Source organism: Taibaiella sp. KBW10 (assembly GCF_003852495.1).
Lineage (GTDB): Bacteria > Bacteroidota > Bacteroidia > Chitinophagales > Chitinophagaceae > Edaphocola.
The window spans coordinates 266,650-293,101 of record NZ_QAJI01000005.1 but is presented as its reverse complement, the minus strand read 5'-3'; the positions used below and the strand labels follow the sequence as shown (position 1 = coordinate 293,101).

The following is a 26,452-nucleotide window of genomic DNA, read 5'->3' as shown; positions in this document are numbered from 1 at the left end:
TCGTAACAATTTTCTTTTAAAATCTATATACACCTAACCAGTCCATTGCATTTTTAGCCAGTAACTGCTCCTGTATGGCTTTGTCTTGTATGTGTGATTCGATGAGCTTTCCCGGATGGTGTTCTCCCAAAGGAAAAGGATAATCGCTACCCATACAGATTTTATCAGCACCCATAATATCTACGATAAAATCCAAGGCCTGTGGATCGTGTACCAAAGCATCAATCCAGAATTTCCCAATATAATTTCTCGGGTTATGGGGGTTGTCAATGGCACATAGATCCGGGCGTACATTAAATCCGTGCTCAATGCGGCCGATTGTCGATGGGAAGCTCCCTCCGCCATGTGCAAAGGCTACTTTTAAATAAGGATAGCGTTCAAAAACACCTCCAAAGATCATACTACAGATCGCTCTGGAAGTCTCTGCCGGCATCCCCACCAACCAGGGTAACCAATACCGTTGCATATCATTTTCGCCCATCATTTCCCAGGGATGTACAAATATACTGGCGCCCAGTTTTTCTGCCGCTTCCCAAAAAGGATTAAAATAAGGGTCACTTAAGTTTTTCCCGTTGATATTGGAACCAATTTCTACACCCGGCATTTTTAATTCTGTAATACAGCGCTCCAGCTCTTTAATGGCTAAATCTATGTTTTGCAGGGGAAGGGTGCCCAAGCCTACAAAACGGGTAGGGTGTGCTGCTGCGACAGAGGCAATATGGTCGTTAAAAAAACGGGAGGTTTCCAGTCCATGTTTTGGATTGGCCCAGTAGTTGAATAATACAGGAATGGTAGACAGCACTTGTATGCTTACTTCGGTATCATCCATTTCGTTGATACGAACGTCGGCATCCCAGCAATTATGTTCTACCTCTCTAAAAAAAGTATCTCCTTTAATCATCTTGGCGCAACAAGGTTTATGGTGCTGTAAGGTGATAAAGTCTCCGTATCCGAATTTTTCAAACCAATTCGGAATTTTCTCCGGCATAATATGCGTGTGTATATCTATTTTCATTATAATCTGATTGTAATTATGCGAAAATACAGAATTCTACAACGCCTATGTTACTGCATTTTTTTTCGAGATTACCGTATAGTTATACAAACAGATAAAGAAGGAAGATTTCACATAGGGAATCCACAAAATAGCTATCGGAAATCGGGCTTATGTAATTGGATAAATCCAGGAAACATGCGATTGCTGTGTGTAACACGATAAAATGGCAATGAATGTTTTGGCGCTATCGAAACGGCCATAAAAAAAGGTTCCGGTAATATGAATTACCGGAACCTTTACTGATTATTTTTTTATGATTATAAAGTACGTTTAACTTCTACTTCTTCATAACCTTCTATAATATCGTTTACTCTGATATCATTGAAATTTTTGATGCTTAAACCACATTCGTAACCTGCGCTTACTTCTTTCACATCGTCTTTGAAACGTTTTAGGGAAGCCAGCTCACCATGGTGTACCACGATACCATCACGGATAATGTTGATTTTCGTATTACGGGTAAACTTACCATCTAATACATAACAACCTGCGATAGACCCTACGCCGCTGATTTTGAATACTTCACGGATTTCGATATTACCCACAACTTTCTTCTCGATTGTAGGCTCCAACATACCTTCCATGGCGCTTTTGATTTCGTCAATTGCATCATAGATGATGGAGTAGTAACGGATCTCGATATTCTCCTGATCGGCCAGTTTAGCGGCTTGAGAAGAAGGACGCACCTGGAAGCCCAGGATAATCGCATCGGAGGCAGATGCCAACAATACATCGGATTCGGTAATCTGACCCACCCCTTTATGTACAATACTAACGACAACTTCTTCGGTAGACAGTTTTTGTAAGGAGTCACTCAAGGCTTCTACAGAACCATCAAAGTCACCTTTAATGATCACATTCAACTCTTTAAAGTTACCTAAAGCCAGACGACGACCAATCTCATCAAGGGTAATATGCTTACGGGTACGGATACCTTGCTCTCTTAAGATCTGAGAACGACGGTTGGCAATTTCTTTTGCTTCTGCTTCATCAGCATATACTTTGAATTTCTCACCCGCTTGTGGTGCTCCGTTAAGCCCTAAAACCTGTACTGGTGTAGATGGCCCCGCTTGTTGTACGCGTTGTCCTCTTTCGTTGAACATCGCCTTAACCTTACCGAAGTATTGACCCGAAACGATCATATCTCCCATATTTAAGGTTCCGTTTTGTACCAACATGGTAGACACATACCCACGACCTTTATCCAAAGAAGCTTCAATGATAGAACCGGTACCTACTTTTTCAGAATTGGCTTTAAGTTCTAACAATTCAGATTCCAATAATATTTTTTCCAACAACTCATCAATACCAATTCCTTTCTTAGCAGAGATTTCCTGACTTTGGAATTTACCACCCCAGTCTTCTACCAGGATATTCATGGCCGAAAGTTGTTCTTTAATTTTTTCCGGATTTGATCCGTCTTTATCTATCTTATTGATCGCAAAAACCATTGGTAATCCTGCGGCCTGCGCATGGGAGATTGCTTCACGCGTCTGAGGCATGATGGCATCATCGGCAGCGACTACAATTACCGCAACATCGGCAGCTTTGGCACCACGGGCACGCATCGCGGTAAACGCTTCGTGACCCGGTGTATCCAGGAAGGTAATTTTCTTTCCGGAATCGGTTGTTACACGATAAGCACCAATGTGCTGTGTGATACCACCCGCTTCACCTGCAACCACACTCGCATTACGAATATAATCCAGCAAAGAGGTTTTACCATGATCGACGTGACCCATGATGGTTACAACAGGTGCACGCTCGTCGGTATCTTCTAAGTCTTCTTCTTCTTCTACTTCTTCGTCCGCATCTTGTTGTAAATTGATGAACTCTACCTCACGGTCAAATTCGTTTGCAACGAGCTCGATAACTTCCGCATCCAAACGTTGGTTAATGGATACCATGATACCCAAACTCATACATTTGCTGATAACCTCAGTAAAGCTTACATCTAATAAACTCGCCAGCTCACTTACCGAGATAAACTCTGTAACCTGGATTACGCTTCCATCATGTTCTGCTTCGGCTGCGGCACGTTTTTCGGCCATCTCCTCACGCTTGTTACGACGGTATTTCGCTTTAAGGTTTTTATTTTTAGCACCGCCGCCCGCTAGTTTGGCCTGTGTTTCTCTAATTTTATCTTGAATTGCTTTAGCATCAACTTCCTGAGGTTGTTGTGTGGCGGTATTGCTTCTGCCACCCGGACCTGTATTTCGTCTATCGTTGCCTCTGAAATTATTATTTCTGTTTGGTCCACCTGGCCCACCACCCGGGCGATTGCCGCCTTGCTGGCCTTGACCACCGCCTGGACGGTTAAAGTTTCCACCTTGTCCCGGAGGTCTTTGTCCTCCTTGGTTTCCAGTACCCTGAGGGCGATTATTATTGGTATTGCCGGTGTTGTTGTTTCCGGTTTCCGGTTTTTTATTATCTACCGGAATGCGTTTACGCTTCCGTTTTTCCCTGCTTTCTCTGCTGTTATCGTTCTTAACCGGAAGTTCGATTTTACCGAGAATTTTCGGACCGGCTAACCTTGGTGCATTCATTTCGATATGCTCTGGTTTTGCAGGTAATTGAACTGCAGGAGGCACTACCGCTTCTTTGGCGGCAGGAGGCACAACTGCATCCTTAGGCGCTTCCGTAACTTTAGGTTGCTCAATAGGATGTATGACAACAGGATTGGCTACCGGTGCCACTCTATTTTCCTTAACAGGTTCAGGAGTATTTTCTTTCTTAGGTTCTTCTTTCTTCTTCGCAGTAGTTCCTTTTTTAGGACGCGTAGCCAGATTCATTGCCTCTAAATCTATCTTATCCAACACTTTTGGTCCTGACAACTTAGGTGATTTTGTATCTATATGCTGAGCGGGCTCCTCTGCAACAGGAACTGCTGCGGGAGGAACGACGACTGGTTCTGCTTTTGGAGCTTCAGCGGCCTTCGGTGCTTCTTCTACTTTCGCAGGTGCAGCAGGCACTTCTTTAGCCACAGCTTCTTCCACAACAACAGGTTTCTCCTCTACAGGTGGCGCTTTAGGCGTTTCTTCTTTAGGCGGTTTCGCTTCTTGCTCTTCCTTTACAGGTGCTACGGGTGCCTTTACCTCCTCCACTACAACAGGTGCTGCAGGTGTCGGTGGGGTTACAGGCGCTTCTTCAGTTGAAGGCGCTTCCGCTATGCTTGTTTTAGGTTTAGCAACAGTCTCTTTCTTTTCTTTTGCAGTAAGGTCTAACTCTTCTTTCGGCTTGTGTAGACTTTCCATTAAAGAACCCTTAGGCAAAGCAATAGCATCACTTTTACGTTTTGCCGCTCTGTCTTTAGCAAACTCGTTCTGTAACGCATTGTACATATCTTCTGTGATCTTCGCACTTGGTTTTGAGTCTATTTCAAAACCTTTTTTCACTAGAAAATCGACAAGGGTTTCTTTACCGATGTTAAACTCTTTGGCCGCAGCCAATAATCTGGGTGTATTTGATGTTTCGGACATTCTTATAATTCGCTTTCAACCGTGTGATTATTGATGGTAATCAATTTATGATGCATACCGAACAGTGGCACGGTTGAAAGCCAAAATTCGATATTATTTTTTATGTTTCAATACAATGTAGTCAAAAGATAACACACATTGTTTTTTCAGCAACTTACTCAGCAGTGCCATCGTCTTCAAATTCTGCCTCTAGTATACGACGCACTTCTTTCACTGTTTCTTCTTCCAGGTCGGTACGGCGGGTAAGTTCTTCTACTGAATGCTCTAAAATGCTTAAGGCAGTATCATAACCCACTTTCTTGAATTCTTCAATTACCCATGCTTCGATCTCATCTGTGAACTCTTCTAAGTCAATATCGAAATTCGCAGACTCTTTCACATCACGATATACATCCAGGTTATATCCCGACAGTTGCTGTGCCAGTTTAATATTTACCCCTTTCTTACCGATCGCCAAAGATACCTGATCTGTATCCATATATACATCAGCATGTGTTTTTTCCACACTCAGATCTATACGATTTACTTTTGCCGGTGTTAAGGCTCTTTGAATCAACAAAGAAGTATTAGCGGTATAATTGATAATATCGATGTTCTCGTTACGTAATTCCCTAACGATACCATGAATACGGCTACCTTTCATACCCACACAAGCACCTACCGGATCAATACGGTCATCATAGCTTTCTACAGCTACCTTAGCACGCTCACCGGGCTCTCTCACAATTTTCTTGATTGTAATCAGGCCATCCTGGATTTCCGGAACTTCGATTTCTAATAATTTTTCTAAGAATGAAGGATGCGTACGGCTCAAAATAATCACCGGTGCATTGCTGCGCATTTCTACTTTCTTCACTACGGCACGCAAAGGCTCTCCTTTTCTGAAAAAGTCTCCGGGAATCTGCTCAGATTTAGGTAATAACAGTTCATTTCCTTCCTCATCCAACAACATCAATTCTTTTCTCCAGATCTGGTATACTTCTCCGTTAATAATTTCGCCTACACGTTCTGCATATTTTTGCAGGATACTATTTTTCTTTAAATCACTGATACGTGCTGCAAGGGTTTGTTTTGCGGCCAAAATTGCTCTGCGGCCAAAATCCAATACATCAATCTCTTCATAAACCTCTTCTCCAACAGAATAGTCCGGATCGATTAATACCGCTTCGAACAATTGTATTTCTGCATTGTCATCTTCCTCAAATCCGTCTTCTACGACGATTCTTCTCCGAAAGATTTCCAGATCACCTGTTTGGTCATTTACAATAACATCAAAGTTATCGTCAGAACCATATTTTTTTCTCAAAAGCGTTTTAAATACATCTTCCAAAACCTTCATTAAGGTAGCGCGGTCTATGCCTTCTGCTTCTTTAAAATCCTGGAACGATTCGATTAAGTTAATACTTGCCATTGTGATTTAAATATATTGTGAAAACAAATACAGGGTATTTGTTTTTTAATTAATGTTTATAAAAATTAGAATACGACCTGAACAACTGTTTTCAAAATGGTCTCAAAAGGAATGGTTTCCACAACAATTTCTTTTTTCTTACCAATCGTTTTTTCTAATACGATTTCCGCTTCTGTAGCCGATTGCAATACGCCAAGGTGCTTGGTCTCATCATTTAAGGTAACCTCTACGGTACGTCCGATGTTCTTATTGTATTGTCTAAAGAATTTCAAAGGCTCATCTAATCCCGGGCTGGACACTTCTAGCGAGAAGTCTCCTTCAGGGTATAGTTCAGATTCTTCTATCATCTTGTACAAAGCTCTGTTGATCTTGGTACAAGCTTCAATATTGAGCCCGTTATCGCCATCAACAAATACCTTGATATTGTTGGTGGGTTTCATCTTGATTTCTACTAAGAACAAGGCCGAATCCTGGGTTAATTCTTCAACTTTGTTTGTTACTAAACTTATTATATCCATTATTTTTTCAACGAAATATGGGGGCTCATGCCCCCAGGTACTAGTTTATCTTGCGCAAAGATAGGACAATTTGCAGGATTTATCAAAATATTATTATATGAACTTCTAAATGTGAAGGATATGTAATTTTTTGATAAGGTATGGTGTACTTTGAAAAATTTATCTAATTTCACTGTCAATCAAATAAAACGCTATTTTATGACAATCAAAAAATTAATTCCAGTCTTAATGATTACAGGTGCTATTGCAATGACAATGCCCTCTTGTAAATCAAAGGTTGCTGATACGGATGTAAAAGCCAAAGTAGAGGCCGTAATGATTCCCGGTGTAACGGTTGACGTAAAAGATGGTGTGGTTACCCTGAATGGTGCAGTCACTTCTGATGCAGACAAAGCCAGCGCAGAAGCAGCTGTAAAAGCACTTGACGAGAAATCCGGTGTAAAATCTGTGGTAAACAACATTACCGTAGCTGCACCTGCACCACCGCCACCCGCTTCTGTAACGACCACTTTAGATGCCGCTACGCAACAAAAGGTAAATGATGGTTTAAAAGATATCAAAGGTGTTACCGTTACTTATACTGTAGATCCTGCTACAAATAAAGACAAAGCGGTAGTCTCAGGTGAAGTAACAAAAGCAGACAGAGTAAAAATCATGCAGATCCTTGCTTCGGCAAAAGTAAAATCGGATGTAAGCAACCTGAAAGATAAAAAATAATTTCACCTCATTAAATTTTAGAACATGTCATTACAAGATAAATATGCACAACTGCTGACCGCCGCTAAAAATATGGGCGTAAGTAATTTGGCCGTTGCTGAGCAAGAAGGAACTTTACATGTAAGCGGTACAGCAAATTCTACCGCAGATTATGATTCGCTTTGGAGCCTTTACGGACAAATAGATCCGAATATGGCGAGTGGCGACTTAATGATGAACATTGACATTAAAGCTGATTCGGGTGCTTCCTTAAAAGTAACGACCGACAGCACTAATCTGAACATCAGAAGCACACCAAGTACCGAAGGCGAAATCGTAGGAAAAGCCGCTCATGAAGAAGTAGTAACCCTGGTAGAAAAAACGGACGATAGCTGGTGGAAAATCAGAACGGCAAATGGTGAAGAAGGATATGCGTACGCGCAATACCTCTCTCCGATGTAGTATCTGTAAAATATCTTTTTATATAAAGGCAGGTTTTGGCAAGGCTAAAACCTGCCTTTACTTTTTACCATAAAATATTTAAAAAGCAACTTATATTGAGTAGTTTTATTAAAAATATCAGATCATGGAAAAAAACAGGTCTTTACTTTACGCGGCTATCTGGGGAATAGCCATCATGATTACTGCTTTCATTTTGGGCAAGGGGATCAAAAACAGAAATGCCAACCAGGATGTCATTAACGTGATTGGTTTGGGTACAAAAGATTTTATTTCTGATGAAATATTTTGGAAGGGTAGTTTCAGCACAAAATCAATGGATGCGAAAGAAGCATATAGTACGATTCTCGCAGACCGAGAAAAAGTAAAGCAGTTCTTTTTATCTAAAGGTTTTAAGGAAACGGAGTTTACTTTTGGCGGTGCCAATATTGAAAAATCATTTAGAACCGTAACTACCGACAGTAAAGATGGGGAAACAAAATCGGAACAAGTATTTGATGGATATCTGGCCACCCAATCGATCAGCTTTTCCGGCAAAAAGAATGAAGCACTTATGCTGAAAATTGAAAATGTATCGGATCAGACATCTGAACTGATTAATTCCGGCATAGAATTTAATGGCCAGGATATACAATATACCTATTCTGACCTGCCCAGCCTGAAACATAACCTGATTGAAAAAGCAACTCAGGATGCTAAAGAACGGGCACAGAAAATTGTAAAAACAGGCGATGGCCATTTAGGTAAACTTAAAGATGCCAGTATGGGTGTATTTCAGATTACCGGAAAGGGGAGCAACGAAGAAGATAGTTATGGTGGTAATTTTGATACCCGCAGCAAAGAAAAAACAGCGCGGATTACCGTACGGTTGAGTTATGTACTGGAATAGACTAGAGCAGCAATGCCGTGTAGCGGCGGCGAATTTTAACTTTCTCCCGAATTTAATAGGCTATATTTTATTACATTTGCAAGATAGGCCTGTAAAATATTAATAGCGCATGAACATCAGAAAAGCATTAAGACACAAACCGGAAGCACATACATCTGCACTGAACGATGTACTGTTCATCCTATTATTTTTCTTTCTGATTGTGGCCACCTTGGCAAATCCCAACGTGGTAAAGCTGGCGAATCCTAAAGCGAATACAGACACTAAGGTAAAGCAAACGGTTGTGGTATCTATCAACTCCGATCAGCAGTTTTTTGTGGGTACGAAACCGACAAGTGCTGATTCCCTTACTTCGGCCATACAATCGGTTATTGCCGCTGCACAGGATAAGGAGCCTACCATTGTGATAAATGCAGATAAACTGGCTACCGCCGATAATATTGTTGCAATCATGCGTTCCGGCCAGGCTTTGAATGTGAAAACGGTTCTGGCGGTTCAGAAAGCAATCGCACCCTAAATTATTCTATACAAGATTGTAACCAATAAAAAAAGATTGTCTCTAAACGGACAATCTTTTTTAGTATCTATAAACGCTTATCGAAACACCGCTTCGCGCTAAACCTTAAGCAAATTTTTGATGATCATCATGCCAGACATTGCTAAAATCGCCCATCACCCAATCTTTATGTTCTTCGTTGCGTAGTTTATTAATTTGCAAGGAGCCAACATCTTCTGGTGTTACCTTTCGGTACATGGGATGCATGGTTCCACCAGGCGCACCGGCAGCTGCGGTCGGATCATATTGGTATTCCGGATCTACAATTGTTCCTCTGGGATACATAATACCCGGAACCCCTTTACCCCTCAGATCCAAATCGGTAGGATGGGGCAGACCTAATGTATGGCCGAATTCATGTGCTGCGGTCGTTGAACCGATATATAAATTCTCTTTTTTAAAAAAACCGGTATTACTGCCCAATGCATCCACAAAGGAAATATTACCATTGACAAATTCCTCAATCCGAAAATAGTTATTGGCCGGATCGGTATTATTGAAGATTTCTTCGGGACTCAGTTGGGGATTATAAGTGGCTGTAATAGAGAACTGCAGCCTTGTGGGTTTTAGTGCAAATAAGACTTTAGCCTGTGGCTCATTCCACATCGTTTCTATTTCGGAACGAATATACGCAGTCAGTATTTCATCGGCAGCAGCACCATAAGTAATGATATGTGCTCTTAATAAAAGGACATGGTTCGGTAATAGTTCCAGCGTACCCATATATATTTAATTTAGCCTTAGCGGTTATACTGTCGCACAACAGTACTCATTTCTATAATCAGATCAGTATTTTTTTCAATGGCATTGCCTACCACAACAATCTGCGCACCGGCGTCCAGCGCAAGTTTTACCCCGGCTGCATCCCTAATGCCACCACCCACGATCAAAGGTATCGCGATATTATCACTTACTTTTTTAATCATCTCGGGAGAGACCGGGTGCAAAGCACCACTCCCCGCATCCATATAGATCAGGTGCTTGCCCAGGAGTTCTCCAGCCCAGGCCGTACATAAGGCCAGATCCGGTTTATTATGTGGTATGGGTGCTGAATGGCTCATATAAGAAACCGTAGTGGGTACACCACCATCGATCACCATATATCCGGTTGCAATCACCTCCAGGCCACTGGCCTTAATGCTGGGTGCTGAAATCACGTGCTGCCCGATGAGCAGATCCGGATTTCTGCCAGAGATCAGGGAAAGGTATAAAAGCGCATCGGCACTTTTACACACCTGAGAAGGACTACCCGGAAATAGGAGCACCGGAATATCCGATACGGCTTTAAAACTGCGGATACAGGCATCTAAATGTTCTGATATCATAATACTACCGCCAAACAATACATAATCCACCGCTGCTTCATTGCATTTTTGTGCCAATGAAGCGGCTTTTTCAGGGCTTATATCATCCGGATCAATCAAAACAGCGAAGCCCTTTTGGTCTTCTTTTTTTAATTGAACCAGTTGTCTGTATATGTTTGTTTGTATCGTCATCATTCGAGCCTGAATTTAATGTTAATCTACAATTTTGAGTTTTGCATACTGCAACATTATTTTTTTGACCCCCACACCATTTTCAAAATCGATGGTGGCCATTCTGTTATTAGGGTTGCCGTCTAAACCACGGATTACACCAAAACCAAATTTCTGGTGCTCTACTTTAAACCCAACCTGCATGGATCCCGCCTCACTGGCTACAAAATCGGCAGAAGGTGTATGGGTATAGTTGCTTGCCGCCGGCTTTTTGGCCTGTACAATATTACTACGATCATGCTGAGCAGGCGTCTTCGCGGCAATGGGATTACGCGTACTGAAGTTTCCACCGGTTTGCGCCGATGATACCGTACCACGTGCACCCGCCATACCGGCATAGCTCTTATCAATATATTCCTGCGGTACTTCTTCAATAAAGCGGCTCGGATCGTTTTGTACCAATTGGCCAAACCGATAGCGGCTGTTGGCAAAGGTAATCCAAAGACGGTCTTTTGCACGAGTCACCACTACATAAAACAAGCGGCGCTCTTCTTCCAGGTCTTCTCTGGAATACATGCTCATGGCAGAAGGGAAAAGGTTTTCTTCCAAACCTACAGCAAAAGTACAGGAGAACTCCAGTCCTTTCGCAGCATGTATCGTCATGAGTTTAACTACATCCTGGTCTTCTTCATTATCTTTATCCGCGTCGGTGAGCAGGGTAATATTTTGCAGGTAAGTGCCCAGGCTCTTATCCTCTTCAAGCTCTCCGTCTGCATTGGGTGTTTCGGTATATTCTTTAATAGAGTTCAGGAGCTCCTGCACATTCTCATAGCGTTGTAAGCCTTCAACACTTTTATCAGCGTATAATTCTTTTACCACTCCACTATGCTTTCCGGTAGCAAAGGCCACATCGTAAGCATTATGGGTCTGCAACATGATTTGTGCACTTTTGATCAAGGTCACAAAAACCTCTACCGAGGCGGCTGCAGCGCCTTTTAGGCCATAAGACATGGGTGATTGCAGTACTTCCCAAAGCGGTTTGCCACTTTCATTGGCTACGATGGTCAGCTTCTCCAGGCTAGTCTTTCCAATACCCCGTACCGGATAATTGATAATCCGCTTAATCGCCTCTTCATCTCTCGGATTGGCCACAACCCTTAAGTACGCAATAAAATCCTTGATTTCTTTTCTTTGGTAGAAAGAAAGGCCTCCATAAATACGGTAGGGGATATTCATCCTCCTCAGGCTTTCCTCAAAAGAACGGCTTTGCGCATTGGTACGATACAAAATAGCAAAATCCTTATTGCTATAATGATAGCGCAACTTATGTTCTGCAATCGCATCAGCGACATACCGGCCTTCATCATTATCGGTCAGGGTTCTGACCAATTTTATTTTTTCGCCGATCGCATTGTCCGTCCACAGATTTTTAGGAATCTGATTCTTGTTATTTCCGATAATTTTGTTGGCAACATTCAGAATACTTTGTGTACTTCTGTAATTCTGTTCCAGTTTAATCACTTTCACATCATCATAGTCATTCTGGAATTGTAAGATATTCTGAATCGTCGCTCCACGGAAAGAGTAGATACTTTGGGCATCATCACCCACCACACAAATATTTTCATTTACAGCCGCCAGCATTTTTACAATTTTGTACTGAGCGGTATTCGTATCCTGATACTCATCGATCAGGACATACTTGAATTTATGCTGGTATTTGGCCAATACTTCGGCCTGTGTTTTTAATAATTCGTACATCTTAAATAACAAATCATCAAAATCCATCGCGCCATTTTTAAAACAACGGTTGGCATATTGTGCATAGATCTGTCCTGTAAGTGGTCTGTTTGCCCTGGCATCTTCCTGCGCAATGGCAGGCTCGCTTAAATATTGAGCAGGTCCGATAAGGCCATTTTTCGCTCCCGATATTCTACTGTAGATTACATTGGGCTTGTAAATCTTATCATCAAGATTATTTTCAGAAATAATGCTTCTGATCAGGCTTTTGGCATCATCGGCATCATAAATCGTAAAATTGTTAGGATATCCTATTTTGGGCGCTTCAGCCCTTAAGATTTTGGCGAATACGGAGTGAAAGGTTCCGATATATAAATTGCGGGCTTCCGTATTACCCAGAATGCGTTCGATACGCTCCTTCATTTCCGCTGCAGCCTTATTCGTAAAGGTAAGTGCAAGAATATTAAAAGCATCTACTCCATTCCTCATCAGGTGTGCAATTCTGGTGGTGAGTACTTTCGTTTTACCACTCCCGGCACCGGCTACAATCATTAGTGGGCCATTAAGATGACTAACGGCCGCTCTTTGTTGTTCATTCAGTTCGCTCAAATATTCGTGCTGCATAAGACTGCGAAGTTATAGAAAAGTAAAGTTGTAGGAAAATAATGGGCATAAAAAAAGGGCCGTATCTAGAAAGATAAGCCCTTAACTAAAACCTACACCTATGAAAAAAACTATTAAAGTATTATTTTTTAGCTTTCACGTTCATTTGGATCTCGATATCTTTAGAGATACCCCAATCTGCCGGATTGCCTTCTGTTTTGTAGCTTAAACCCCAATCAGATCTGTTGATTACGAATTTAGATTCTACTGTAATTTCACTTTCAGTTACATTTACTTTCGCAGGGAAAGTTACGTTAACTGTTTTATCTTTTAATGTTAAATTACCACTTACAATGTTAGTTGCACCTTGAATGACACTTTTCACTTTTGTACTGTCAAAAGCAGTAACACCTGTAATTTCAAATTTAGCATTTGGATATTTTGCTACATCAAAAAAGTCAGCGCCTTTTAAATGCATATCCAAATCTGTCGATTTTTTACCTTCAGCAGCAGCAACCGCAGCTGTATCAGTAGTAAGAGAGTTCATATCAATTGTGAAAGAACCACCTGTAATCGCATTTTTCTCAACAGAAACAGTACCTGCCGCTTTGATGATACCAAAACGAGGATTTAAGCCTCCTTTATGGTAAGCAGTCCATTTTATAGAACTACCCGCTGCATCCAAATTATACACAGAACCTGTCTGTTTTGCAACCTCTTGAGTCTCTGCAGTTTTTGCTGCATCGCCTTCTGTATTTTTACAAGCTGTAAATGCCAGAGAGGATACAGCAGCGAAGATAAGTAACTTTTTCATTAAAATATTAAAATTATTTTTTGTTTTTAATTCTCTGATGCAAAGATAAAAGAAAACATTGTATCTACAAGTATCTTGCTTATTAAATTTATTTTTAGCGCAATAGACAAAATCTATTCCCTGTGTCTGAGACAGTTAAGTCATATGTTGCACCCATAACCAAACTATAATTTTGGTCGATATGGCCGCAGGGAATATCGAAGCAAACGGGAATATCAAGGTGCTTTACATGATCTAAAATAATTTCATAAATATTTTGTCCGAAAGGCCGGGTGGTATCTTCCATATCCGTAAATCCGCCACAAACCAATCCTTTAATCCGGCTTAAAATACCGGCACGCTTCAGGTTGTACAACATTCTGTCTACATTATACAGGTGCTCTCCGATATCTTCTATAAACAGGATCTTATCCCTCGCATTAACCTGCGATGCAGAACCGGTAAGGTGCGCTAACATCGCCAGATTGCCCCCTACCAATAGCCCTTGTGCCTTACCGGGAATATTGTAAACGCAATCCGGGATAGGGTAAGACGGGCTTTGCCCGGTAATAATCTGTTGAAAAGACTGTAAGAAATCGGCCTGTTGGTTTGCCTCGGTGAAACTACTGCACATCGGCCCATGCAAAGTCGCAATACCATAATTTGTATTAATATGATTATGTATCACCGTAATATCACTAAAACCACAAATCCATTTAGGATGGCTAATGAAATGGGTAAAATCCAGTTCATCAATAATACGGCTCATTCCATAGCCGCCCCTACCCATTAAAATAGCGGTCACACCGGGATCATCTAAAAATTGCTGCAAATCTGCACGCCTTTCCTCGTCCGGAGCAGAAAAGTAATTATCACTTTCCCCTACCGTCTTTCCCAAAATGACTTTATAGCCCCAGGACTCCAGAATTGCTTTACTCTGAAAAACCGTTTCCTTGGGTATAAAACCGGAAGGGCAGGTGATGGCAATAGTATCTCCCTGTTGAAGATAAGCAGGTATTTGCATTTCTAATTCATTTTATAACGCGTAAAATTAAAGACAATAATCGAAAACGGTTACTTTTGCAAAATGAAAAAAGCAGCTTTATTCTTATTGTTCCTTAGTCTTACCGTTTTTACCGCTTGCGAATCGGGTACCGAAACCCCTAAGGATGCGAAAAACAATTTACCCAAGCTTCAGGTTTGGACGGTACCGGCTCAAAAAGAGAAAATATCGGACTATAGTAAAGCGATAAAAGACGATTTGAATAAAAATAATTTTGAAGTAATCGTTTCTACCACAGACAGCACGGCGGCTACGGGCAAATTTTTGGTAGAGCTGAATTACGGTGGTAATAAGAACAGCACCGTAAAAACATTCCCTAAATGGTATGAAAACAATGTGGTAAAACCAATTGTAAAAGGAATGGATACCTTAGACTATGGCGCGGTTATTGGCTTTGATCCCGGTGACGGTTCTTTTAAAGAGCTGTATGAAATCACCGTAAAGAACAAAGAGATCAAAATGCAGCAAACCAAAATGTATGGTACTTTGGTAGATTAAAACACCTACTTTTGCAAAATGAAAGCTTTACTGTCTCTTTTGGTGCTCATATTATGTAGCGTTTCGGGTGTTATGGCACAAGGTTGTGCGGTATGTACCAAGACCGCAGAAGGTTTTGGAGCAAGTGCAGCCTCCAGCTTAAACACGGGCATCCTGTACCTTGCCGCCATACCGGTCGGCTTTATGGGAACTATGGCCTATTTATGGCTGAAACGCAGTAAACAAAAATAAGCTTCTTATAACTCCTTAATCGTAATACCGGTTATTTTTCGATACAGGTCTATCGCGAACAAATCGGTCATTCCCGAAATATAATCTGTTATGGACTGAAGGTTACGGTACAAACTACCCTGATCCTTGTCTATAGGAAATTGTGGAGAAATGAGCTGTAAGACCTTATCCGACTTCGCATTTTTAGGTTCTAATAAAGCACTCACAAACAAATCCAGTAATTTTCCGATCACATTAAATCCGGCAATCTCTATTTCCACGACATTTTTCTGGTTATAGATTTGTGCATAAGAAAAATCATCTATCTTTTGCAACAAAGGCTGATATTGTTCCGGCAATACCTTTAAAAGAGATTGCTGTAACTGGCCCGCTAAGAGTAAAGACTCGTTTTCGAGAAAAGCGGCTTTAGACAGCTCTATCATTCTTCCTATCCAAACAGCACGTAAATATTGTATTTTTTGATTCGGATCAATGATCTGATCCAGTTTATGCATGACTTTATCCCGGGTGTGATAAGCCTCCTCATTGTCAAAAAAAGGAAGGAATAGGGCAATGATCTGCTCATAAGACACGATCCCCAAACGATGGGCATCTTCCATATCGATAATCCGGTAACAGATATCATCTGCCGCTTCGGTAAGGAAAACGAAGGGATGCCGTACATATATGGTCTCCGCTGCATCAACCGGAAATAACCCTAACTGCTTTGCTATACTTTTCCAGGTTTCCTGTTCACTATCGAAGAAGCCGGACTTCTTTGTACTAATCAGGCCTGTAGTTTTATCAAATCCCATTTCACTTGTGGCAGGATATTTTACTATCGCAGCTAAAGTCGTTTGGGTAATATTATAAGGAGAAGAAACCTCATTGAAATTATGGGTCAGGATACGAAAGGCATTGCTGTTGCCTTCAAAATGAGTAAAATCAGCCCATTGATTTGCCGTCATGGAATCCTGTAAATGTTTTTTTGTATCAGCATCCAGGCTGGTAAAATAATGCCGGATGGCATCTTCTCCCGAATGGCCAAAGGGAGGGTTACCAATATCATGTGCCAGACAAGCCGCCGAGATCACAGAAGCGAGCTCGTAGGTATAGAATTCCTTAAAAGCCGGTGTTTCGGCTTCATTTTTTTCAGCAATAGCTTTACCTACCGCTTTACCTAAAGTACGGCCTACAGAAGCTACTTCCAGGCTATGGGTAAGCCTGTTGTGTACAAAAGCCGGTCCCGGTAAAGGGAACACCTGGGTTTTATTTTGCAAACGCCTGAACGCAGAAGAAAAAATAATACGGTCATAGTCGCGCATAAAGGAGGTACGCAAGGTATCGGTATTGGGTGTTTTGGCTTCAGTATCGTTTGGTCTTACATCGCTGTATAAATGGGACCAATGCATGGTTTGTGGCATACGTACAAGTAAAAGATCAAAAATAAAAAATAAAAAACGGAAGTTCAGATTTGTTTTAATCAATCAAAAAAACCGCAAGCGATTAGACTTGCGGTTTTTTTGATTATCTAATGAAGGCTATCTTACATTAAGCTAACACTTCTCTGCACAAAAGCGGTCAATGCTTCGCCGGTCAGTAAACCTTGCGAAAGCAAAGCCAGATCAAATGCCTGACGTGTCAATTGCTCTTTTTGTGTCTCATCATTCGTTTCTACAATCTTTTGGATCAGCTTATTGTTGCTGTTTACCGATACTTTATAGCTATCGGGTAAGCTACCATAAAAATTCATCATGCCCCCGCCCATTTTGGACATGTCTTTCATGCGGCGCATAAACTCATCCATGGTAATCGTTACCGGCAGGTCTTCCGGACTCATGGCCGCAACCTCCACACTCATGGTACTGTTATTGATCGTTTTTTCAAATATGGCTTTTACATTATTGCTCTGCTCTTCGGTCAAAACGCTTTCGTATTGGTGTTCTTTCTCAATGAGTTTATCTACCACATCTGCATCTACACGCTTCAAACGGGTTTTCTCCAGTTTATTTTCTAATTGGGAAATAAAGTGATTATCCAAAGGACCATCCATCAATAAAACATCATAGTCTTTTTTCGTTGCCGATTGTATAAAGGTATTCTGTAAGCCGGGATTACCACTGTACAGGTACACCAGCTCTTCACTCTTATCGGTTTGATTAGGTGCTACTTTTTCCGCGTATTCCGCCAGGGTAAAATATTCATTTTTTACATTGGCCAATAAAGCAAAGTCTTTTGCCTTATCATAAAATTTCTCTTCAGAAACCATACCGTATTTTACAAACAGTCCGATGTCTTTCCATTTCTCCTCAAATCCTTTACGGTCATTTTTAAACATATCGTTTAATTTTTCCGCAACTTTCTTCGTAATATAACTGTTGATCTTTTTTACATTACCGTCGGCCTGTAAGAAACTACGCGATACATTCAATGGGATATCCGGGCTATCGATCACCCCATGCAGTAACATTAAGAATTCCGGTACAATATCTTTTACCTCGTCGGTAATAAACACCTGGCGACTAAATAATTTGATCTTATTTCTTTGTAATTCCAATTCGTTTTTAACTTTCGGGAAGTATAATACACCGGTAAGGTTAAACGGATAGTCTACATTCAGGTGAATCCAGAATAAAGGTTCTTCTGAAAAAGGATATAATTCTTTGTAGAAATTCAGATAATCTTCATCTTTTAGTTCAGCAGGAGGCTTATTCCATATAGGAGTACTATTATTGATGATATTATCGACTGCTACTTCTTTAAATTGCGGTTTGCCTTCTGCATCTTCGCCATCGGGAACATGTTCTGTTTTGGTCCCAAACTGAATCGGCACCGGCAAGAACTGACAATATTTATTCAGAATGGTCTCAATACGTGCTTCTTCTAAGAACTCTTGCGCATCGTCATTAATATAAAGGGTAATGGTTGTGCCGCGATCGGTACGGGTACCTTCTGAAATTTCAAAAGAGGTACTACCATCACATTCCCAACGGGCTGCCTCAGCACCATCCTGATAGGAAAGCGTGTCGATAACGACCTTATCTGCAACCATAAATGCAGAATAAAAGCCCAATCCAAACTTACCGATGATCTCATTGGCATCTTTTGCGTCTTTAAACTTCTCCACAAACTCTGTTGCACCGGAAAAGGCCACCTGATTGATATATTTTTTGATTTCTTCGGCAGTCATCCCGATACCATTATCGCTAATGGTAATCGTTTTCGCCTCCTTATCAAGAGACACGCTTACACGCGGTTCTCCGATTTCTCCTTTTACCTCTCCGAGAGAAGAAAGCCGTTTTAATTTTTGGCAGGCATCAACCGCATTAGAGACCAGTTCGCGTAAAAAAATCTCATTGTCGGAGTATAAAAATTTCTTGATGATCGGAAAAATGTTTTCCGTATGGATGGAAATAGTGCCTTTTTCTTGCATAATGATCCTTAGTTTTATTAATTCTTTTGTATTCAATAATACACGCAAAAAGCATTCCGCACCTGATTGTTGGACAAAATGTCAACTTTATCCGCAAAACGACTGACAATTTTACGATCCTTATCCACACATAAAGGTTTGTTCAATTTATAATTCATTTATAATAATCAGGATCATGTTGTGTTTTCTTTTCCAAACATTAATACCTTTGGGGACAATTACGCGTCACCCCTAAAAAAGAAGCATATGCATATCATCAGCAAAATACTTATTGCTTTAGTCGCCGTAGAGCACCTATACATACTTTGGATAGAGATGTTTGCCTGGGAAACTAAAGGGAAAGAAAGCTTTAAAGGTTCTTTAGCACCGGAATTATTTAAACCGACAAAAACATTAGCGGCCAATCAGGGCTTATACAACGGCTTTCTTGCAGCAGGATTGCTTTGGTCTTTTTTTATTGAGGATCCGATCTGGCAAAAGAACGTAGCCTCGTTTTTTCTGGCTTGTGTAATTATTGCAGGGGTATATGGCGCATTGACGGCAAGCAGGAAGATATTTTTTATGCAGGCCTTGCCAGCAATACTGGCATTAGCCGCACTGCTTTTTGCGTAAGCACATTATTTTACTGTATTACTATTGCCTAATCCTGCATAAGGCCATATTTTCTTTTTCGGCAAATCATGTGTACTCATTTTCAATGGGTTAACATAATTTGTACGGTACAAATCAACACTTCTGTAGTAACTTTGCTCTCATTTTACAGCTACTTTCAAAAGCTTCTAATGCGCGCAATCAAAAAGATTTCTAAGTTTTTTCTTATCCTGATAGGCATATTGGTATTGCTATTTGGTATTTTTGCCCTGTATGTATACAATATCGCAGACGCTACTCCTCCCAAAATAGATACTGCTTCAGCACAAATAAAAATGACTACTCCTCAACTGCAGGATAGTAATACATATACCATCGGGGATAACTGGATCACCAAAAACAAATATGGCCTCTATGAAATGTACATTAGCGGCAAACCATATGAAAGGGGCTTGATTGCAGGTGAATTAAGCAAAAACCTTATTGTAGACCAGGAGATTGCATTTACAGATCAAATTAAAAAGATGATTCCCTCTCCGGGCTATCTTAAATTTCTAAAATATATTATAGGGTTTATGAATCGTGACTTGTCCAGTCATGTAACGCAGGAATACCAGGAAGAAATCTTAGGGATCTCCAAATCGGCTTCTGATCGTTTTGACTGGATTGGGACACAATATTCCAGAATCCTAAACTATCATGCCGCACATGATATCGGGCATGCCATGCAAAACCTGATGCTGGTCGGTTGTACCTCTTTTGGCGCCTGGTCTGGCAAAACAGCAGACAGCTCGATGATCATTGGCCGCAACTTCGATTTTTGGGTTGGGGATGAGTTTGCCAAAAATAAAATTGTTGAATTTGTGGCTCCGGACTCGGGTTATAATTTTGCTTATATCACCTGGGGCGGTTTTATCGGAGTGGTTTCGGGAATGAATGACCAGGGGCTAACCGTAACAATCAATGCAGCACCGTCGCAGATTCCTTATAATGCAGCAACCCCTGTATCTTTAGTAGCCAGGGAGATATTACAATATGCCAAAAATATTGAACAGGCGATTAAGATTGCTCATTCTAGGAAAATGTTTGTGAGTGAAAGTTTTCTGGTGGGCTCTGCTATAGACCGAAAAGCAGTAGTTATAGAGAAAACACCGGATACCCTGGATGTTTTTTATCCTTCAGACAATAATATTACTTGTACCAACCATTATCAAGGCACAGAATTGGTTAAGGAGGAACACAATATGGAGCAAATGAAAAATAGTGCATCCGTATATCGACAAAAAAGGCTCTTACAACTGATGGATGCAAATTACCCGCTCACACCGGACAAGGTAGCCAACATATTGAGAGACCAGAAGGGTCTGAATGATGCCGACATCGGTTTGGGCAATGAAAAAGCAATCAACCAGCTTATTGCACACCACTCTATTATTATGATGCCGGATAGTTTGCGTTTTTGGGTGAGTACCAGCCCATGGCAACTAGGCACTTATGTTTGTTATGATCTTAAAAAAGTATTTGCGCAAAAAGCAAAGCCCCATCAGGGTACGGTGGCAACGGAAACCTTGAATATTGCCGCAGATACCTTTTTAAATACTCCGGAGTATAATAACTACTTATACTTTCGCTTAGTAAAGAATAATACTGCTTTTGGAAAGACTTATGCTTTTAATCCGGATAGTTTAATGTTTTCAAATCCCAGTTACTATGATACGTATAGAATATTAGGAGATTATTACACCCGGAATAAGAACAAAGTAAAGGCGGAAGAGATGTACACCATGGCACTCAAAAAAGAAATGGCCACTGAAGGGGAGCGAAAGGCCATTCAAAAGAAGATTGAAGCGCTAAAAAAGTAATAATACGCTGTTTTAATAGTACTTTTATCCCTTGTTTATATCCCTGTATTAATAAATCCTATACCAAAAATGGGTGCCGTAAGAAAGCAAAGTATCTATTCTTTTATTTTTATTTTTATTGGCTTTATTATCGGTGCACTCAATACGCTCTTATTATATGCCAAATACCTGTCGACCGAGCAATATGGCCTTACGGGAGTATTTCGTGATTTTTATGTTTTATTTGCGGTTCTGGCTACTTTCGGATCTGTAACTGCCTTATACAAGTTTTTCCCATTATACCACGCCCGCTTGGGAAGAGATAAAAATGATCTTCCTTTTTTGATTACGATTGTAGGTATTCTGGGCTGTATCTGTCTCATTGCCGGATGTTTGATCTTTAAGGACCTTATCGTACTTAAGTTCGGTAAAAAATCGCCTTTATTTGTAAAGCATTTCTACCTCATTATTCCGCTTACGGTGTCAATGGTATTGATGAATCAGTTCGAGGGTTTTGCTTTTATGTTGAAACGCACAACGGTTTCTAACCTTGTGAAAGAACTCGGATTTCGGATTGTGCAGACCATCGCGATTCTGCTGTATATTTTTAATTACATCAGTATTGACACCTTTTTCCTGCTGTTTGCCTTTATGTATATTCCTTCTCTTATTATTATGCTCATATTGGTGACGTACAATAAGGGGATTAAACTTAATTTTCGGATAAGCAACCTTACCAAAAAGATATACCGTAAAGTAATCAGCTTCTCTCTTTTCCATTTTTCAGGAGGCGTCATTGCGGTACTTCCCTTCGCGTTGAACGGGATTCTTATTGCCGGCATCAGCGAACGAGGATTATACGATGTAGGGATATATACGATTGCGACCTTTATGGTCTCTATGCTGGAGGTTCCCTTAAGGGGAATGCGGGGTATTGGTATTGCCACTTATTCTGAGGCTTTTTTACATAACGATCTGCATAAGGTAGGCCGTATGCAACAAAACGCCTCACTTAACCTGCTCATCGTCGGCTTCTTTATTTTTGGTCTTATATATCCTAATATTGAAAATATTGTGTACTTCAGTAAAGGAAAAGACTTTCATCCCATCGTTAATATTTTTCTGATTGCCGGTAGTGCAAAACTAATAGAATTATCTATGGGGATGAACGATAGCCTATTGAGCCTTTCTAAATACTGGAGAACGGATTTCTTCGTATCAAGCGGTATTGTGTTGTTATCTATCCCGATTAATATATGGTTTATTAAATGGGATCCTTTGCTGGGTGCTGCAGTTGGCCAGGCCATCGTACTGATCCTGTTTTGCTTTTTGCGATCGCTGGTCATTTGGAAATATTTTCACATACAACCCTACACTTATAAAACCTTCATTGTGATGGGTATGGGCATCGTTACCACAGCCATAACGTATTATATCCCCGCCTCGGGCAATGTTTTTGCAGATATTTTCATAAAGGGCCTCGTGTTTTCATCGCTATATCTTTTTTTGATCTACAGATTCAAAATCTCAAGCGATATCAATGGTCTATATGCTATTGCGAAACAACGCTTAAGCAGATCATAACCGCGCTGAATTTAATTGCATTTTGCAGCCACATTTCGGTTATTTCTAAATGTTTTTGCCGGTTTTTTTATAAAAGGCCTTACTTTTATCCTGCCCCCTGTTGCCTTTCATTTTCTAATGTTGCGGTATCCGGAAAAAATGCCCTGTTATTTATCACTAAAAAAGACTGTTGACGATCTAAATGCTTTCTATCATCATTGTAAATTACTTCGGTAAAGAAGTATTGAAAACCTGTATTGAAAGTGTCATACAGTACACAAAAGACATTTCTTACGAGATTATTGTTGTGGACAATGCACAAGATACGCAGACCCGGCAAATGTTAGAGCCGCTCATGGAGCATATTCAATGGGTAGACATGGGATATAACAGTGGATTTGGCAGAGCTAACAATAAAGCATTTTCTTTAATGAAAGGAGATGCAGCGCTTTTACTGAACCCGGATTGTGTTGCCTTTGATAATGCAATCGGCGACAGCTACAAAACATTTATGCAATCGGAATACGCAGCCTGCGGAATACAATTACAACATGAAGATGGCAGCTTTCAGATATCCGGTAATTATGCGATGAAAGGAGGCCTAAACTATCTGTTACCTTTGCCTTACCTGGGCAATATATTAAAGTCGGTTGCAACACTGGCTGGTGTTAAAAAACCACATAACGATACCCCCTCCAGCATCGTAGAAGTAGACTGGATCAACGGTGCCTTCCTGATGGTAAAAAAGACAAGCATTGATAAAACACATGGATTCGATGAAGATTTTTTCCTGTATGCGGAAGAAGCGGAATGGTGCGCCCGTTTAAAAAAAGAAGGCAAATTATGTATTTACGGAGCTTATAAGATTACGCATATGGTAGGCGCATTGTCGACAGAGGCATTTGGAGGAGAGAGTAACAGCTACTATACCTTATATGATCGTAAAGGATTACAAATTATGGTATCCAATTTGGTTCGTATCCGTAAAGAGTTTGGACTGGGCTGGTTTTTATTGATCTTATCGGCATATACATTCACCATTCCTTTCTATTTAGTTATGGGTATATTCCATTCGCTTTTTTCCTTCAAAAATCAGCTCCGTCATTTTCCCGGGTTTTCGGCTAATGTATTGCAGATATGGCGCTTTGTACCCATAATCATAAAGAATAAACCCCATTTTTATAAAGTTTTATAACCTCGCATACCTATGGCCCGCATATAAAGGGTCAACTATTTATCCGCGCTGCACATCTCTTTAAAAAGAATGTCAAATGATAAGAATCCGGCAATAAAAGGCCAAGCCGCTTAGCGAGGCTATTGTAATACCGTTTCCGGAACGGAAAGTACAATATTTGTCTTGTCCTTTTAAGAATCCCGGTCACTTTTACCTAGATTTGTACCACATTTATCCCAGCATGTACACTACAGAAGAAGAAATACAGATCAACCAGATCGCGCAAGAATTATTGCAACAAAATGAGGCAGAAGTAGACCCTTCGGCTATCGATGCCCTGAAAAAAGTGTTGAATTACCTGGACTGGAAATATTATGTACAGGACAATCCCATATTGGCCGATGTAGAGTATGATAAACTGTTTCGCATGTTGAAGCAGGTTGAAGCGAGCTATCCGGAACTGGTACGCGCAGACTCTCCGACCCAAAGGGTTGCCAAAGGCATCAGCACCAGTTTTAATACGGTACTGCACTATGTACCGATGCTCAGCCTGGAAAATTCTTATAATGCCGATGACCTCAGAGAATGGGACAGAAAGTGTAAGGTATTTGCCAAAAAGGAAGTGATCGAATATACTGTAGAACCCAAATATGATGGCGCCGGCATCTCGGTCTATTATGAAGAGGATCATTTAGAAAGAGCAGCTACCCGTGGCGATGGCATACAGGGAGAAGACATTACCAACAATTCGAAACAAATAAAATCGATTCCGCTTTCGGCAAAATTATCAGAAAAAAATGTGGCCAGCCTGGAGATCAGAGGCGAAGTAATTATCAGAAAAGACACGTTCAAAGCATTTAATGAAAAGCGGATTGCAGAAGGCTTGTCTATTCTGGCCAATCCCAGGAATGCCGCCTCCGGCTCTTTACGCATGTTAGATGCAGCCGAAGTGGCCAAGCGTGGATTGCATGCCGTGTTATATAACATCAGTTATCATACAAATATAAACAATGCCGAAGACAATCGTGTATTACAATCGCATTATGACACCTTAAAATGGCTGGACAGTATGGGTTTTGCCACCCCAACCGGCGATATGTTGCGCACCAGTTCCATTGACGAGGTCATCGCCTATTGTGATGCTTATGAAGCAAAACGGGATGAGCTTCCTTTCGAAATTGACGGTATGGTGGTTAAAGTAAACCAATTGGCCGATCAGGAAACGATGGGGCAAACTTCCCATCACCCAAGATGGGCCATTGCTTATAAATTTAAAGCTCGGCAGGCAACCAGTAAACTGCTAAAAGTAGAATACCAGGTGGGCCGTACCGGCAATATCGGGCCCGTGGCCAAAATACAACCCGTGCCTATTGGTGGGGTTACGGTAAGTTCCGTCTCCTTATTTAATGAAGATGTGATTCGCGAAAAAGACCTGCGGATCGGGGATACCGTTTTGGTAGAGCGTGCCGGCGATGTGATTCCTTATATCGTTAAGCCTTTAGCCGAACTACGGGACGGCAGCGAAACCGCAATCGTATTTCCCAGTCATTGCCCCGTATGTGATGATGCCTTGTTTAAAGCGGAAGGAGAAGCTGCCTGGCGTTGTGTCAATATCAATTGTGCCGCGCAGGTAGTGGAGCGACTTATCCATTTTGCCAGTAAGGATGCCATGGATATCCGCAATCTGGGCGATGCCAATATCAATCGCTTTTACGAATTAGGATTTATAAAATCGGTTGAAGGTATTTATCAGCTCGATTTTGATGCAATTGCACAACTGGATAAATTCGGAGCCAAATCAATTGAAAACCTTAAAGCCGCCATTGAAAAGAGTAAAACACAGCCCCTTTACCGTCTGGTTTATGGTTTGGGCATTCGGTTTGTCGGAGAAACGACGGCCAAAACCCTGGCCAAATCCGTAACACATTTGTTGGATTTTATAACCTGGGATGAAGCCCGTCTATGTACTTTAGAAGATATCGGTCCCAAAGTGGCCAGTGCTGTAGTGCAATTTTTCCGTAACGAAGATAATATTCGCCTTATCGAACACTTAGGCGCCTTGGGCGTAAATGTCGAAAATAAACATCAGGCTACCGATACCAGTGCGGGTGCTTTAAATGGGAAAACATTTTTGTTTACCGGTACCCTAAGCCAGTTTAAGCGCAGTGAGGCAGAAGCCATGGTAGAAGCAAAAGGGGGAAAATTACTAAGTGGGGTCAGCAGTAAACTCAATTATTTAATCGTGGGTGCCGATGCCGGCTCTAAACTGGAAAAAGCCAAAAAGCTCAATACCGTTATTGTACTTACGGAAGCAGAATTTAGTGACCTGATCCATACAATTGCTTAGCCATATTGATCGATGGTTAACCGGTAGTATTTTATCTGCAGCTCCGATCAGCTTGA

The 26,452-nt window shown here is 41.0% G+C and carries 22 protein-coding genes; 11 read left to right on the top strand and 11 right to left on the bottom strand.

All coding sequences use genetic code 11. The features are described from left to right. Positions 1 to 16: 16 nt before the first annotated feature. The 4 genes from DBR32_RS11755 to rimP form a co-directional block, all read right to left on the bottom strand. Entirely contained in the window at positions 17 to 1,015 is a 999-nt protein-coding gene (locus DBR32_RS11755; RefSeq protein ID WP_124636531.1) for an amidohydrolase family protein, read from the bottom strand. Between the two features lie 299 nt (positions 1,016 to 1,314). Beyond that, positions 1,315 to 4,536, bottom strand: a complete 3,222-nt coding sequence (infB, locus tag DBR32_RS11750; protein WP_124636530.1) for a translation initiation factor IF-2 — start codon at positions 4,534 to 4,536, stop codon at positions 1,315 to 1,317. Positions 4,537 to 4,690: 154 nt separating this feature from the next. Continuing rightward, positions 4,691 to 5,947, bottom strand: a complete 1,257-nt coding sequence (nusA, locus tag DBR32_RS11745) for a transcription termination factor NusA (protein ID WP_124636529.1) — start codon at positions 5,945 to 5,947, stop codon at positions 4,691 to 4,693. Positions 5,948 to 6,012: 65 nt separating this feature from the next. Further along, positions 6,013 to 6,465: a ribosome maturation factor RimP gene (gene rimP, locus DBR32_RS11740; protein ID WP_124636528.1), complete on the bottom strand. Its 453-nt coding sequence runs from the start codon at positions 6,463 to 6,465 to the stop codon at positions 6,013 to 6,015. A gap of 198 nt (positions 6,466 to 6,663) precedes the next feature. On the opposite strand from rimP, the gene DBR32_RS11735 reads away from it, so the two are divergent. The 4 genes from DBR32_RS11735 to DBR32_RS11720 all read left to right on the top strand — a co-directional run bounded on the left by DBR32_RS11735 (position 6,664) and on the right by DBR32_RS11720 (position 9,026). Continuing rightward, positions 6,664 to 7,182 carry a BON domain-containing protein gene (locus tag DBR32_RS11735; protein ID WP_124636527.1) on the top strand — a complete coding sequence of 173 codons (519 nt, stop codon included), beginning with the start codon at positions 6,664 to 6,666 and terminating at the stop codon, positions 7,180 to 7,182. A 24-nt stretch (positions 7,183 to 7,206) separates the two neighbouring features. Beyond that, positions 7,207 to 7,623 (top strand): SH3 domain-containing protein, encoded by a 417-nt coding sequence (locus DBR32_RS11730; RefSeq protein WP_124636526.1) that lies wholly within the window; start codon positions 7,207 to 7,209, stop codon positions 7,621 to 7,623. Positions 7,624 to 7,747: 124 nt separating this feature from the next. Beyond that, positions 7,748 to 8,509: an SIMPL domain-containing protein gene (locus DBR32_RS11725; RefSeq protein WP_124636525.1), complete on the top strand. Its 762-nt coding sequence runs from the start codon at positions 7,748 to 7,750 to the stop codon at positions 8,507 to 8,509. 109 nt (positions 8,510 to 8,618) lie between these two features. Continuing rightward, positions 8,619 to 9,026, top strand: a complete 408-nt coding sequence (locus DBR32_RS11720; RefSeq protein WP_124636524.1) for a biopolymer transporter ExbD — start codon at positions 8,619 to 8,621, stop codon at positions 9,024 to 9,026. Between the two features lie 105 nt (positions 9,027 to 9,131). Here DBR32_RS11720 and DBR32_RS11715 read toward each other — a convergent pair whose 3' ends face one another. The 5 genes from DBR32_RS11715 to DBR32_RS11695 form a co-directional block, all read right to left on the bottom strand. Beyond that, on the bottom strand, positions 9,132 to 9,788 hold the full coding sequence (locus DBR32_RS11715; protein WP_124636523.1) for a peptidase M10: 657 nt from the start codon (positions 9,786 to 9,788) through the stop codon (positions 9,132 to 9,134). A 17-nt stretch (positions 9,789 to 9,805) separates the two neighbouring features. Then, positions 9,806 to 10,564 (bottom strand): geranylgeranylglyceryl/heptaprenylglyceryl phosphate synthase, encoded by a 759-nt coding sequence (locus tag DBR32_RS11710; RefSeq protein ID WP_233559726.1) that lies wholly within the window; start codon positions 10,562 to 10,564, stop codon positions 9,806 to 9,808. An 18-nt stretch (positions 10,565 to 10,582) separates the two neighbouring features. Beyond that, positions 10,583 to 12,904 carry an ATP-dependent helicase gene (locus tag DBR32_RS11705; protein WP_124636522.1) on the bottom strand — a complete coding sequence of 774 codons (2,322 nt, stop codon included), beginning with the start codon at positions 12,902 to 12,904 and terminating at the stop codon, positions 10,583 to 10,585. Positions 12,905 to 13,025: 121 nt separating this feature from the next. Further along, positions 13,026 to 13,697: a YceI family protein gene (locus tag DBR32_RS11700; protein WP_124636521.1), complete on the bottom strand. Its 672-nt coding sequence runs from the start codon at positions 13,695 to 13,697 to the stop codon at positions 13,026 to 13,028. A gap of 94 nt (positions 13,698 to 13,791) precedes the next feature. Further along, positions 13,792 to 14,700, bottom strand: coding sequence for an LD-carboxypeptidase (locus tag DBR32_RS11695; protein ID WP_124636520.1), 909 nt, complete (start codon positions 14,698 to 14,700; stop codon positions 13,792 to 13,794). 63 nt (positions 14,701 to 14,763) lie between these two features. Here DBR32_RS11695 and DBR32_RS11690 point away from each other — a divergent pair, with 63 nt between their 5' ends. Then, a complete protein-coding gene (locus DBR32_RS11690; protein ID WP_124636519.1) occupies positions 14,764 to 15,237 on the top strand; it encodes a hypothetical protein in 474 nt (157 codons plus the stop codon). Positions 15,238 to 15,255: 18 nt separating this feature from the next. Further along, complete coding sequence (locus DBR32_RS11685) at positions 15,256 to 15,468, top strand: hypothetical protein (RefSeq protein WP_124636518.1); 213 nt, start codon at positions 15,256 to 15,258, stop codon at positions 15,466 to 15,468. Between the two features lie 5 nt (positions 15,469 to 15,473). Here the strand turns inward: DBR32_RS11685 and dgt are convergent, their stop codons facing one another. Both dgt and htpG read right to left on the bottom strand, forming a co-directional pair. After that, complete coding sequence (gene dgt / locus DBR32_RS11680; RefSeq protein WP_124636517.1) at positions 15,474 to 16,859, bottom strand: dGTP triphosphohydrolase; 1,386 nt, start codon at positions 16,857 to 16,859, stop codon at positions 15,474 to 15,476. A gap of 134 nt (positions 16,860 to 16,993) precedes the next feature. Next, positions 16,994 to 18,880, bottom strand: coding sequence for a molecular chaperone HtpG (htpG, locus tag DBR32_RS11675; protein WP_124636516.1), 1,887 nt, complete (start codon positions 18,878 to 18,880; stop codon positions 16,994 to 16,996). Positions 18,881 to 19,126: 246 nt separating this feature from the next. Between htpG and DBR32_RS11670 the strand changes: the two genes are divergently transcribed. The 5 genes from DBR32_RS11670 to ligA all read left to right on the top strand — a co-directional run bounded on the left by DBR32_RS11670 (position 19,127) and on the right by ligA (position 26,396). After that, positions 19,127 to 19,492, top strand: a complete 366-nt coding sequence (locus DBR32_RS11670) for a DUF1304 domain-containing protein (protein WP_124636515.1) — start codon at positions 19,127 to 19,129, stop codon at positions 19,490 to 19,492. Positions 19,493 to 19,662: 170 nt separating this feature from the next. Beyond that, positions 19,663 to 21,333 (top strand): C45 family peptidase, encoded by a 1,671-nt coding sequence (locus DBR32_RS11665; RefSeq protein WP_124636514.1) that lies wholly within the window; start codon positions 19,663 to 19,665, stop codon positions 21,331 to 21,333. 69 nt (positions 21,334 to 21,402) lie between these two features. Continuing rightward, positions 21,403 to 22,896 (top strand): lipopolysaccharide biosynthesis protein, encoded by a 1,494-nt coding sequence (locus DBR32_RS11660; RefSeq protein WP_124636513.1) that lies wholly within the window; start codon positions 21,403 to 21,405, stop codon positions 22,894 to 22,896. Positions 22,897 to 23,077: 181 nt separating this feature from the next. Further along, complete coding sequence (locus DBR32_RS11655) at positions 23,078 to 24,070, top strand: glycosyltransferase family 2 protein (protein ID WP_124636512.1); 993 nt, start codon at positions 23,078 to 23,080, stop codon at positions 24,068 to 24,070. Positions 24,071 to 24,290: 220 nt separating this feature from the next. Next, on the top strand, positions 24,291 to 26,396 hold the full coding sequence (gene ligA / locus DBR32_RS11650) for an NAD-dependent DNA ligase LigA (RefSeq protein WP_124636511.1): 2,106 nt from the start codon (positions 24,291 to 24,293) through the stop codon (positions 26,394 to 26,396). Positions 26,397 to 26,452: the final 56 nt, after the last annotated feature.